The following is a 10731-nucleotide window of genomic DNA, read 5'->3' on the forward strand; positions in this document are numbered from 1 at the left end:
GCTACTTTCTGTACCATCTGCGTGTCAACTTCAGTGCAATGCATAGTGATGATGGAGCGGGATGACATGAAAGTTACAAACTATCAGGAAGCGACGATCGACCCGTTCGGCAAGGGTCTGGGCAATCTGCCGAGCGCGAGCGTGCCGCTCGGCGACGCAGGCCGGCTCGAATGGAACCTGCTCGCGGAAGACGTCAGCCTGCCGGCCGCCGTGCTTTACGAAGACCGCGTCGAGCACAACCTGAACTGGATGCAGGCATTCGTCCAGAAATACGGCGTCAAGTTCGCGCCGCACGGCAAGACGACGATGGCGCCGCAACTGTTCCGCCGCCAGCTCGACGCCGGCGCGTGGGGCATCACGCTCGCGACCGCGCACCAGACGCAGGCCGCGTATCACGGCGGCGTGCGGCGCGTGCTGCTCGCGAACCAGCTGGTCGGCCGCCAGAACATGACCATCATCGCCGGACTGCTGTCGGATCCCGATTTCGAATTCTTCTGTCTCGTCGATTCGGCGGAAAGCGTCGACCAGCTCGGCCGCTTCTTCGGCGCCGCGAAGAAATCGCTGAACGTGCTGATCGAGCTCGGCGTGCCGGGCGGCCGTGCGGGCGTACGCGACGCCGCGCAGCGCGAGGCCGTGCTGGCCGCGCTCGCGCGCTACCCCGACACGCTGAAGCTGGCCGGCATCGAACTCTATGAAGGCGTGCTGAAAGAGGAAGGCGAGATCCGCACGTTCCTGCAGGAAGCCGTCGCGCTCACGCGCGAACTCGCAGAAGCGGGCCGCTTCGCGCGCACGCCGGCGATCCTGTCCGGCGCCGGTTCGGCGTGGTACGACGTGGTCGCGGAAGAATTCAGGAAGGCATCCGACGCCGGCTTCGCGGAAGTCGTGCTGCGTCCGGGCTGCTACCTGACGCACGACGTCGGCATCTACAAGAAGGCGCAGACCGACGTGTTCGCGCGCAACCCGATCGCGCGATCGATGGGCGAAGGGCTGCTGCCGGCACTGCAGCTGTGGGCTTACGTGCAGTCGGTGCCGGAAGCCGATCGTGCGATCGTCGCGCTCGGCAAGCGCGACGCGGCATTCGACGCGGGCCTGCCCGAGCCGGCGCGCCACTTCCGCCCGGGCCGCGACTCCGCGCCGCGCGACGTCGCCGCGACCGAAGGCTGGGCCGTGACCGGGATGATGGACCAGCACGCGTACCTGCAGATCCCGCCGGGTGCGGACGTGAAGGTCGGCGACATGGTCGCGTTCGACATCTCGCACCCGTGCCTGACGTTCGACAAGTGGCGCCAGGTGCTCGTGCTCGATCCGCAGTTCCGCGTGAAGGAAGTCGTCGAAACGTTCTTCTGACGCACCCCGCGCGCCCCGCCCCGCCGCTCGCGCGGGGCGGCCGTCACGCGCGCTTCAATCTGCCGGAGTACACTGCGCTTTCGTCCTCGGGGCCCCTCGCGGCCGTTGCGTACGGCGCGAGCGGGCCTTCAACGCTGCTTCACTGGAGAAAGCCATGGCCGCGAAGAAGATCCTGTTCCTGACCGGCGATTTCGCCGAAGACTACGAAACGATGGTGCCGTTCCAGGCGCTGCAGGCCGTCGGCCATCACGTCGATGCAGTCTGCCCGGGCAAGCGCGCGGGCGACAAGATCAAGACCGCCATCCACGATTTCGAAGGCGACCAGACCTACACCGAGAAGCCCGGCCACCAGTTCACGCTGAATGCCGCGTTCGACGACGTCGACGCCGCGCGCTACGACGCGCTCGCGATCGCGGGCGGCCGTGCCCCCGAATACCTGCGACTCGATCCGAAGGTGATCTCGCTCGTGCGCGAGTTCGCCGAAGCCGGCAAGCCGATCGCCGCGATCTGCCATGCGGCGCAGCTGCTCGCGGCCGCCGATGTGATCCGCGGCAAGCGCATTTCGGCCTACCCAGCCTGCGCCCCCGAAGTGAAGCTCGCGGGCGGCGAATATGCCGATATCCCGGTCGACGCGGCCGTGACCGACGCGCCGTTCGTCACCGCGCCCGCGTGGCCCGCACATCCGGCCTGGCTCGCGCAATTCCTCGCGCTGCTGGGCACGCGCATCGAGTTGTAAGCCTGAATCGAATCGTGACGGGGTGAGACAAGGCGGCCGGTGGCACACACGTGCCGCCCCGCTCCCCGCTTCAGCGCGCGACCGGCGCCGAACCGACGTCCGCGATCCGCGTTTCCAGCATCGCGAGCGCACCCGACAGCGCATTCAGCACGTCGTCCGGCAACTGCGCCATCGTCTGTTCGATGAACGCCTTGCGGCGCGGCAGGCACGCGTCGAATGCCGCGCGGCCTTCGTCCGTCAGCGTCACGTTGGTCACGCGGTTGTCGCGTGCATCGGATTCGCGCTGGATCCAGCCGAGCGCGTCGAGCGACTTCAACTGGCGCGTGAGCGCGCCCGGATCGATGCGCAGCACTTCGACGAGCTTCTTCTGCGACGAATGCCCGCCCATCGTGTGCAGCGCGACCATGATGCGCCAGCGCGGCATCGGCTGCCCGACATGCGCTTCGAACGCGGTCATGAACGCGCGATACGTGCGTCCGAATTGCTGCAAGATCGCGACGCGGTCCTGTTCTTCCATGCGCTGAGTTCGTTTCCGGTAAATCGTTGAATCGTTGAATCGCCCGAGCGGTCAGTCGGCCGCGACGTGCGGCTCGATCTTGCGCCGCAGCGCGATCGGCGGCACGCGACGACACTGCCACACCGACACAACGGCGATAAGCGCCGCCATCGCGACGCCCAGGTGGATCGCGCCGACGAGCGATTCGCGGGCCGCTTCCAGCAGCAGCGCGCCATTATGCCCGGCACGCGTCAGCTCCGCGACGAGACCGCCCTGCGCCGCGCGATCGATCAGGATCTGCGGGTCGGCGAGCTGCGCATGCCACTGCATCGCGTGATCGGCCGTCAGCGCGTTGCGCACGCCGCCCGAGTACATCTGGTTGACGAGCGTGCCCGTCAGCGCCGTACCGAGCATCCCGCCGACCATCCGCAGCGACTGCAGCAGCGCCGTCGCGATGCCGAGATGCTCGCGGCCGGCGGCCTGCTGCGCGAACACGGTGAGGTTCGGCAGCACGAAGCCGAGCCCGATGCCGCCCGCGACCATCAGCGCCATCAGCATCCAGGCCGGCGTCGTGTGGGTCGACACGACGATGCCCGCGCACGCGATCGCGAACAGCACGAAGCCGACGTGCAGCATCGCGTTCGGATTGCGGATGCGCGTGACGACGCGGCCGTTCATGATGCTGCCGATCGTGATGAACACGACGAGCGGCGTGATCACGAGCCCGGCTTCCTTCGGCGACATCCCGAAGCCGCCCTGGAACAGCAGCGGCGCGTAGAACAGCAGCGAGAACATCGAGAAACCGGCGAGGATCGCGAGCACGAACAGCGCCGACAGCGCGCGGTTGCCGAACATGTCGAACGGCAGAATCGGCTGCGCGCAACGCTTCTCCCAGTGCCACAGGCCGACGCCGGCCGCGACCGCGACGACGAGCAGCAGCGACGCCCAGCTCGCGACGCCGTACTTCGGCAGCCATTCGACGAACAGCTGCAGCGCGCCGAGCGACAGCGCGATCAGCAGCGCGCCCGGCCAGTCGAGCCGCATCTTGCGGTCGTGCTCGACGTGGCGCAGGTGCGGCAGGTAGCGCCACACGAAGAACAGCGACAGCAGGCCGACCGGCAGATTCACGTAGAACACCGAGCGCCAGCCGAACGACTGGGTCAGGAAGCCGCCGAGCGACGGGCCGACCGCGTTCGCGATGCCGAACGCGGAGCTCATCAGCACCTGCCAGCGCAGCCGCACGACGGAATCGGGGAACAGGTCGGGAATGCACGCGAATGCGGTGCCGACCAGCATCCCGCCGCCGATCCCCTGCAGCCCGCGCGCGAGCACGAGGGTCAGCATGTCGTTGGCCATCCCGCACAGCACGGATGCGGCGGTGAACACGACGATCGACGCGATGACGAACGGCTTGCGGCCGTAATAGTCGCCGAGGCGGCCGAAGATCGGCACCGTGATCACGGAACTGAGCAGGTACGAGGTCGCGACCCACGCGTACAGGTCGAATCCGCGAAGCTCGGCGACGATGGTCGGCAACGCCGTGCCGACGACGGTCTGGTCGAGCGCGACGAGCATGGTGACGAACGAGATCCCGATCATCGCCAGCAGCGATTCACGGAACGGCAGGACTTGCCCGCTCGAATGGTGGGCGGCAGTGTGAACGGCCATTTTTTGTTGATGCAACTTTTGACGAGTCAAATAATCTCAAAATTCTAGCATGCCGGAGTAATCTAGGCGGGCGACGGTTGAGGGCCTGTTCAGGTCAAGGAGAAAGATGGAACCGATTTCAATCACCCCCGCGACGACGCTTTCGCAGGAGGATCGGGACGCGCTGTGGCGCGCGAAGCAGGTGCTGGAAAGTCCGTCGCTGACGATGAAGCTGACCGGCATGCTCGGCGCGCCGGTCGAGAAAATGATCGCGCGGCTGCCGGATTTCGCGACCGGCAAGATCAACGACGCGACGCAGCTCGCGCTGCGCAAGTGCCTGAACATCGCGCTGCGCACGCTCGGCAAGCCGCCGGCGCCGGACGCCGAGCCCGACAAGCCGAGCAACCTGCTGCACAAGCTCGCGGTCGCGACGACCGGCGCGGCCGGCGGCGCGTTCGGCTTTCTCGCGCTGCCGGTCGAGTTGCCGGTGACGACCACGCTGATCTTCCGCTCGGTGTGCGACATCGCGCGCAGCGAGGGCGAGGACCTGACGTCGGTCGATACGCAGCTGCAATGCCTGGCCGTGCTCGGCATGGGCGGCCACCCGGACAAGCAGGAAGAGGACGCCGATCTCGGCTATTTCGTGCTGCGCGGCGCGCTTGCGCAGGCGATCTCGAAGGCGTCGTCGGACATCACGACGAAGGGCATCGCCGCGCACAGCTCGGCGGCCGTGTTCAAGCTCGTGCAGACGGTGGCGTCGCGCTTCTCGGTGCAGGTGACCGAGCAGATGGCCGCGAAGTCGATCCCGGCGATTGGCGCCGTGCTCGGCGCGACCGTCAACACGCTGTTCATCGACCACTTCCAGCAGATGGCGCACGGTCACTTCACCGTGCGCCGGCTCGAGCGCAAGTATGGCTCGGCGGCCGTCAAGGCCGCCTATCAGGCAATCGACGCCTCGCCGACGCGCTGAACCGCGCGTTCGACCGCGACGCGGCGCAGGAACGCGGCCGCGCGGTCGAGCGCGTCGCGCGCTTCCGGCACCATCGGCGCGTACAGCTGCCACACGTGCGGCATGTCCGGCCACACCTCGATCTCCACCGCCACGCCGGCCGCCTTCGCCTTCTCGGCGACGCGGCGCGAATCGTCGAGCAGCACTTCGGTGCTGCCGACCTGGATATACAGCGGCGGCAGGCCCGTGAAATCCGCATAGAGCGGCGACGCGTACGGATGCGTTGCCGGCGTGTCGCCGAGATACAGTTTCGCGGCCTTCGGCAGCGCCGCACCGGCGAACATGGGATCGGCGCCGTCGTTGGTGCGCAGCGTCTCGCCGGTTGCCGCGAGATCGGTCCACGGCGAGAACAGGATCGCACCGGCCGGCAGCGGCTCGCCGCGGTCGCGCAGTGCGACGAGCGTCGCGAGGGCGAGGCCGCCGCCCGCCGAATCGCCGCCGAGCACGATCGACTCGGGCGGCGTGCCCAATGCCAGCAGTTGCCGGTAGGCGGCGAGCGCATCGTCGAGCGCGGCCGGGAAGCGGTTTTCGGGCGCGAGCCGGTAGTCGAGCGAGAAGGAACGCACGCCCGCGCGCTTCGTCAGGCCGAACACGAGCGGCCGGTGGGTCTTCGTCGAACAGAAGTAGTAACCGCCGCCGTGGATATACAGCAGCGTGCGGCCGGGCCCGCGACCCGCGCTCGAATCGGTGCGCTCGAGCCATTCGCCGCGCAGCGGCGCGTCGCCCGCGCCATGGCACTGGCGCAGCCGATAACCCGACGGCGCGCGGCGCGGCACGACCATCCGCAGGTCGGTAAAGCGCCGCGCACGCGCGGGGTCGAGCACCTCGCGCGTGGTCTCGGGACGAAACTGCCAGCGCAGCAGCCAGCAGGCGAACTTGCTTTGCCAACTCATCGGACGCACTCCGTATTCGCAGTGTGACGATGGTACGTGCGAACGTTCCCGCACCGCTCGACAGGTGCCTCTATATCAAACGCCGGCGCTCAGTTCGCCGGCATCACCTGGCCGCGGATCTCGCCGGACGGGTGCTCCTTCGTGTGGACGTTGAAGTACCACTTGCCGCCCATCAGGTCGGTGACCTGCGCGTCGGTGAGCGCCTTCGCCCCCTTGATCGGGCTCGCCAGCTCGTCCTTCGGAATCGGCACCTGCACGCCCGCGTTCTGGCCGACCGGCGCGGGCCCGTGGAAGTGCGCGGCGGTGGCCGGCCCCGTGAGGTGCTCGTAAGTTGCCGTCCACTGCAGCGTATGGGTGGCCGTGTCGTACGTGGCGTCGACAGTACCCGAACCCTTGGTCGCCGTCGGCGGCACTTCGCTCGACGGCTGGAGATTGGCAGACAGGCGCACCGATTCGGCGGCAGCGCTGCCGGCGGCCAGCACGCCCGCGAGTAACGCGACCTGGAGCAAACGCAGCTTGAGCATGGACTCTCCTTGTACGACGTTGTACGCCGCCCGGAACGGGGGCGCCAGACAGGATGGTAGTCGATCGCCGCCGTTGCGGGAGTCCGCCGAACGGCCATGCAGCGAATCGTCGCAGCGTCGCGTCAGTCTGCGTCAACCTGGAACGGACTTTTGCAACCTGACGGCTGAATCCGCGCGCGGCCTTTCGCTACACTTCGTTTCACAGTTGCTTGTTTCCTTCGTCCGAAGGAGTCTGCGAGTATTCACGCGGCCACCCGGCCGCGTTTTTTTTGCGTGTGCCGCCGGCACGCGCGGCACGTCAGGTCATGCGCGATAGCCGGGATCGATGCGATCGACGATACGCTGCAGCGCGTCGAACGCGTCCTGCCCCGCGCCATGCTTCGGATCGAAATTCAGCGAATCGCGCACGCATCCCTCGAGCACCGGCGGCGCGATCGGCAGCGGGCCGCCGATCGCATGCGTCGCGACCTGCACCTCGCATGCACGGTTGAGCAGCCACATCAGCGAGAACGTCTGCGCGAGCGTCGCGCCGATCGTCACCGGGCCGTGGTTGCGCAGCAGCAGCACGGGCCGCCCGCCCGCGCTCTCGACGATGCGCCGGCCCTCCTCGAGATGCACGGTGATGCCCTCGAAGTCGTGATACGCGATCTTCCCGTACAGCTGCGCCGAATAGAAGTTGGAAAACGACAGCCCGTCGCGCGAACAGCACACGGCCATCGTGGGCGTCGTGTGCACGTGCATCACGCAATGCGCGTCGGGCAGCGCCGCATGGATCGCGCTGTGAAACGTGAAGCCCGCCGGATTGATCGGCCAGTCGGAATGCCCGATCACGTTGCCGTCGATGTCGATCTTCACGAGGTTCGACGCGCACACCTCGCGGTAATGGAGCCCGAACGGGTTGATCAGGAAATGCCCGTCCTCGCCCGGCACGCGCAGCGAAATGTGGTTGTAGATCAGCTCGGTCCAGCCGAGGGTGTCGAAGATGCGGTAGGCGGCCGCAAGCTGCACGCGCGCCTGCCATTCGGCTTCGGAGAAGCGGGCAGGACGCGCGAACGGCTGGTTCGGTACACGTTGCATGGGGAACTCCGGTTGCGGGTGGGCGCAGCACACGTGGCGCGGGCCGCCGGGGCGTATCGCCACACCGCCATGATGGTTGCGAACACAACCATATCACCTTCCCCGAGCCGCGTTAACGCGGGTTTAGCCGGAGCGCTTCCGTCCCCTTAGGGCCTGTTCACGCTAATAACGGGCTTGCGCTGGCCCCCAGAAGGGCCGAGCGCAAGGAATGCGACGCAGCGAATACTCGACGTATTCGCAAGGAGCATGACGCGGCGATCGGCCCTTCTGGGGGCCAGCCCCACGAATGAATTTTCCAAAAAACAGGGGAACGTGCCTTGCCGGCCGCACTGCGGCGTCGATCGTCGCTTGTTTGGCGCGGCCAATCGGCGCTCCTCCCTCCTTGCATTGCGACCGGCAAGGCACGTTCGCAAGCCCGTTATTAGCGTGAACAGGCCCTAAAGCTGGTCGTCGACTGGCAGCAGCATGAAGATGCCCGTCATCAGGTTGCGCAGCAGCCCCGCGTGCGGATCGACGTGATAGGTCGTCGGCTTGCCGTCGTCGATGCCCTTCCACTCGAGTCCGGGCGACCCGCCGCCCGCCGGCGTGACGAGGCTCACGCGATAGCTTTCGTCCGGCTGCGTCGCGCGCGCGAAGATCTTCGCGGCCTGCTCCGCGAGCGCCGGGCTGTGGATCACCAGTGCCAGTTCGGTATTCAGGTGCACGGAACGCGGGTCGAGGTTCATCGAGCCGATCACGAGGATCTTCCGGTCGATCACGTACGCCTTCGCGTGCAGGCTCGCACGCGAGCGCGAACCGAACAGGCGCGGGCGCGGGCTGCCCGGCTGCGCCTTGAACTCGTACAGCTCGACGCCGCGCTGCAGCAACGGCACGCGGTACGGCCCGTAGCCGGCCTGCACGGCGACCGCGTCGGTCGCGGCGAGCGAATTCGTCAGGATCGCGACGCGCACGCCGCGCGCGGTCGTGTCGCCGAGAATCTTCACGCCCGCGTCGTGCGGCACGAAGTACGGCGAGAACGCGAGGAATTCCTGCTGCGCGCCACGCGTCAGCTCGGCGAGCCGCTGCATCGGCGGGCTCACGTATGCGTCGGTCGGCCGCGCGACCTTGTCGGGCGCGTCGACCTTGAATTCGGCCGGCGCCCACACGAGCTCGAGCGCGTCGCGCGCGATCTGCTGCGCGAGCGGCGTCGCGTTCAGCGGCTTCGCGTTGTACGGCTCGGCGTTCTGGCGCCAATGAGCACGCAGCTCGTCGCGCATCGCATCGAGATCCTTCGGATCGAACGTCTGATGATTCAGCGCACGCAACGGATAGCTGCTCGCGCTCGACCAGTACGTGTCGAAGCTCGCCGAGACGTCGTTCGTCACCGGGCCGGCGGCGAGCACGTCGAGATCGCGGAACTGCAGCGTCGGGCTCGCGCTGAAGTATTCGTCGCCGAGATTGCGGCCGCCGACGATCGCGATCTGGTTGTCCGCGATCATCGCCTTGTTGTGCATCCGGCGCGTGAAGCTGTCGATGCGCGTGAAGAAGTCGGTCGTGCGCTCGACCATGCCCTGCGACGCGCCGAACGGGTTGAACACGCGGATCTCGATGTTCGGGTGCGTGTTCAGCGCGGCCATCACGCGGTCGATGTCGCGGAAGTTCAGGTCGTCGACCAGCATCCGCACGCGCACGCCGCGGTCGGCCGCGTAGAGCGCCGCGGCGAGCAGCAGCTTGCCCGTCGTGTCCTCGGTCGCGATGTAGTACTGCATGTCGAGCGTCTTCGTCGCGGCGCGGGCGAGCGCGATGCGCATCTGCAGCGCTTCGGCGCCTTCCGGCAGCAGCCGGAAACCCGACTGGCCCGGATGCGCGGCTTCGGGTGCGGCCAGCGCGTCGCGCAGCGGCGTCGCGGTATCGGGCGGCAACGCGTGGGACACCGGGCGATCGAGCGTGGTGGCGGGCGGATGCGTCGCGCACGCGGCGACGAGCGACAGCAGTGCGCAGACGGCCAGCGCACGGACCGGGCGGCATGCGGCACGCCACGACGGCGCGGCCGGCGCGCGCCGGATGAAAGACGTGAGCACGGGAGCTTCCTCGACTGGCGGAACGACGGTCCGCATTCGCCGCGGCGCGCGGCTGGCGCGCGGTTCCGGCCGATTCTAGTGGGCGGCCGGCGAACCGGTCAATCGCGCAGGCGGCACCTGGCGCCCCGCGCGCGGCCCGCTGCCGGCACGCGATGCCCGGGCGCGCCCGATTCGCCCGTCGGACGGGCGTCGAATGGAAGCGGTCCGACCAATCTCACGGCGCACCGTCATTGCGCTCGAAATGACTGCGCACGTAGTCGATATGCGTCTGCATCGCGGTGCGCGCCTCTTCTGGCCGCTGCGCGCAGATCGCGTCGCACACGACGCGATGCTGCAGCAACAGCAGCTCGGACGCCTGCTCGTCGACTGTCGTCATCCCGGCCACGTTGATCGAGATGTGCTCGCGCAGCATCCCGATCACGCTCGTATGCAGGTGCAGGAACATCGTGTTGTGGGACGCGAGCGCGATCGCCTCGTGCAGCTTCGCGTCGGTCGCGGCTTCGACGGCCGCGTCGTCGTTCGCGTGCGCGGCTTCGAGTTCGCGCAGCAGCGCGCGGATCCGGCGCCGGTCGTTTGCATCGGCCCGCATCGCGGCGAAATACGCGGTCGCGCCTTCGAGCACGCGGCGGAATTCGAGGATGTCGTCGCGCAGCGCCGGATGATCGGCGACCAGTTGCCCCCACGGCGACGCAATGCCCGCGCGCAACTGGTCCGTCACGTAGACGCCCGCGCCGCGCCGGCTCTGCAGCAGCCCGCGCGCGACGAGCCGCTGGGTCGCCTCGCGCACGGTATTGCGCGCGACGCCGTACTGCTGCGCGAGCACGCGCTCGGCCGGCAGCCGCGCGCCGGCCGGCCAGGTGCCGTCGAGCAGCGCCGTCTCGATCTTGCGCATCACCACTTCGGTCCGGCCCCGTGCCGTCATCGCTGCCATCGTCGCGTCTC

The 10731-nt window shown here is 68.0% G+C and carries 10 protein-coding genes; 3 read left to right on the top strand and 7 right to left on the bottom strand.

What is annotated here, in order from left to right:
• The first annotated feature begins 66 nt into the window (after nt 1–66).
• Complete coding sequence (locus U5798_RS22745) at nt 67–1347, top strand: amino acid deaminase (RefSeq protein WP_322083247.1); 1281 nt, start codon at nt 67–69, stop codon at nt 1345–1347.
• A gap of 154 nt (nt 1348–1501) precedes the next feature.
• Nucleotides 1502–2083 carry a DJ-1/PfpI family protein gene (locus tag U5798_RS22750; RefSeq protein ID WP_006487930.1) on the top strand — a complete coding sequence of 194 codons (582 nt, stop codon included), beginning with the start codon at nt 1502–1504 and terminating at the stop codon, nt 2081–2083.
• A gap of 70 nt (nt 2084–2153) precedes the next feature.
• Here U5798_RS22750 and U5798_RS22755 read toward each other — a convergent pair whose 3' ends face one another.
• A complete protein-coding gene (locus U5798_RS22755) occupies nt 2154–2600 on the bottom strand; it encodes a MarR family winged helix-turn-helix transcriptional regulator (RefSeq protein WP_124453553.1) in 447 nt (148 codons plus the stop codon).
• 51 nt (nt 2601–2651) lie between these two features.
• A complete protein-coding gene (locus tag U5798_RS22760; RefSeq protein ID WP_124453551.1) occupies nt 2652–4247 on the bottom strand; it encodes an MDR family MFS transporter in 1596 nt (531 codons plus the stop codon).
• A gap of 106 nt (nt 4248–4353) precedes the next feature.
• On the opposite strand from U5798_RS22760, the gene U5798_RS22765 reads away from it, so the two are divergent.
• Complete coding sequence (locus tag U5798_RS22765) at nt 4354–5196, top strand: EcsC family protein (RefSeq protein ID WP_124453549.1); 843 nt, start codon at nt 4354–4356, stop codon at nt 5194–5196.
• On the opposite strand, the gene U5798_RS22770 is transcribed toward U5798_RS22765, so the two are convergent.
• From U5798_RS22770 to U5798_RS22790, 5 genes are all read right to left on the bottom strand, one after another.
• Nucleotides 5166–6128 (bottom strand): alpha/beta hydrolase, encoded by a 963-nt coding sequence (locus U5798_RS22770; RefSeq protein ID WP_124453547.1) that lies wholly within the window; start codon nt 6126–6128, stop codon nt 5166–5168. The genes U5798_RS22765 and U5798_RS22770 overlap by 31 nt on opposite strands.
• An 89-nt stretch (nt 6129–6217) precedes the next feature.
• Nucleotides 6218–6652 carry a CHRD domain-containing protein gene (locus U5798_RS22775; RefSeq protein WP_322083248.1) on the bottom strand — a complete coding sequence of 145 codons (435 nt, stop codon included), beginning with the start codon at nt 6650–6652 and terminating at the stop codon, nt 6218–6220.
• Nucleotides 6653–6955: 303 nt separating this feature from the next.
• Nucleotides 6956–7729: a class II aldolase/adducin family protein gene (locus tag U5798_RS22780; protein ID WP_322083249.1), complete on the bottom strand. Its 774-nt coding sequence runs from the start codon at nt 7727–7729 to the stop codon at nt 6956–6958.
• Nucleotides 7730–8166: 437 nt separating this feature from the next.
• On the bottom strand, nt 8167–9789 hold the full coding sequence (locus U5798_RS22785; protein ID WP_322083250.1) for a phospholipase D family protein: 1623 nt from the start codon (nt 9787–9789) through the stop codon (nt 8167–8169).
• Nucleotides 9790–10003: 214 nt separating this feature from the next.
• Nucleotides 10004–10720, bottom strand: a complete 717-nt coding sequence (locus tag U5798_RS22790) for a FadR/GntR family transcriptional regulator (protein ID WP_124453539.1) — start codon at nt 10718–10720, stop codon at nt 10004–10006.
• Nucleotides 10721–10731 lie beyond the last annotated feature (11 nt).

Origin of the sequence: Burkholderia sp. BCC1972 (assembly GCF_905339605.1) — a bacterium.
Taxonomy (GTDB): domain Bacteria; phylum Pseudomonadota; class Gammaproteobacteria; order Burkholderiales; family Burkholderiaceae; genus Burkholderia.

Coding starts and splice junctions, on each gene's coding strand:
- U5798_RS22750 (WP_006487930.1), top strand. CDS start 1,502: ATGGCCGCGAAGAAGATCCTGTTCCTGACCGGCGATTTCGCCGAAGAC.
- U5798_RS22745 (WP_322083247.1), top strand. CDS start 67: ATGAAAGTTACAAACTATCAGGAAGCGACGATCGACCCGTTCGGCAAG.
- U5798_RS22770 (WP_124453547.1), bottom strand. CDS start 6,128: ATGAGTTGGCAAAGCAAGTTCGCCTGCTGGCTGCTGCGCTGGCAGTTT.
- U5798_RS22760 (WP_124453551.1), bottom strand. CDS start 4,247: ATGGCCGTTCACACTGCCGCCCACCATTCGAGCGGGCAAGTCCTGCCG.
- U5798_RS22775 (WP_322083248.1), bottom strand. CDS start 6,652: ATGCTCAAGCTGCGTTTGCTCCAGGTCGCGTTACTCGCGGGCGTGCTG.
- U5798_RS22765 (WP_124453549.1), top strand. CDS start 4,354: ATGGAACCGATTTCAATCACCCCCGCGACGACGCTTTCGCAGGAGGAT.
- U5798_RS22780 (WP_322083249.1), bottom strand. CDS start 7,729: ATGCAACGTGTACCGAACCAGCCGTTCGCGCGTCCTGCCCGCTTCTCC.
- U5798_RS22755 (WP_124453553.1), bottom strand. CDS start 2,600: ATGGAAGAACAGGACCGCGTCGCGATCTTGCAGCAATTCGGACGCACG.
- U5798_RS22790 (WP_124453539.1), bottom strand. CDS start 10,720: ATGGCAGCGATGACGGCACGGGGCCGGACCGAAGTGGTGATGCGCAAG.